The following is a 611-nucleotide window of genomic DNA, read 5'->3' as shown; positions in this document are numbered from 1 at the left end:
GAATGCGGGCCAGTTTGAGGGACTCACCAAATTACCACAGCTGGCGAGCCTCCTCGGTATAGATGGCTTGCCGCCTGCCGCACTAGAGCAAATTCCATATCAGGCCCTGGCTAGCCGTGGGCTTGATCAACCAGTGAGTGGCCCTACCTCCGCGGAATACAGCAGCCTCAACTATAACTTTGTTGTGTATAGCAAAACTGCTTCATTGCTACGGTATCTGGCAGCTTATGTGGGGCAGGAGAAGTTTGATGAGGCCATGCACGCCTATTACCAGCGCTGGCAGTTTCGGCACCCCTACCCTGCCGACATGCAGGCAGTGTTTGAAGAAGTAACGGGCCAACCCCTGGGGTGGTTTTTTAAGCAAATGCTCACCGCCCAAACTCGCTACGCCGCTGCCGTGTCGGATCTGCTGGTGGAGGGGCAACTGGTGAAGGTGCTGATTCGCAATGACTCGCAGGCTCCCTTTGCCGTACCCGTTGCTACGCTTGATGCGCAAGGCAAGGTCCTTGAAACTCAATGGACTCCGGTGTTTGGGGCGAGCGAGGACGACGAAACCGATGAGGTGCAACTAAACTTTCGTCGTGAAGGTGTTGCTAGTGTCGTTATCGACC

The 611-nt window shown here is 55.3% G+C and carries 1 protein-coding gene; it reads left to right on the top strand.

Features of this window, described 5'->3' with window-relative positions:
* Nucleotides 1–184: 184 nt before the first annotated feature.
* A partial coding sequence (locus VI25_RS20240; protein ID WP_236705158.1) for a M1 family aminopeptidase occupies nt 185–611 on the top strand: 427 nt, incomplete at its 3' end.

Origin of the sequence: Hymenobacter sp. AT01-02 (genome assembly GCF_000961955.2) — a bacterium.
Classification (GTDB): domain Bacteria; phylum Bacteroidota; class Bacteroidia; order Cytophagales; family Hymenobacteraceae; genus Hymenobacter; species Hymenobacter mucosus.
Note: the sequence above shows the minus strand (reverse complement) of the source record. Positions and strands in the feature narration are given on the sequence as shown.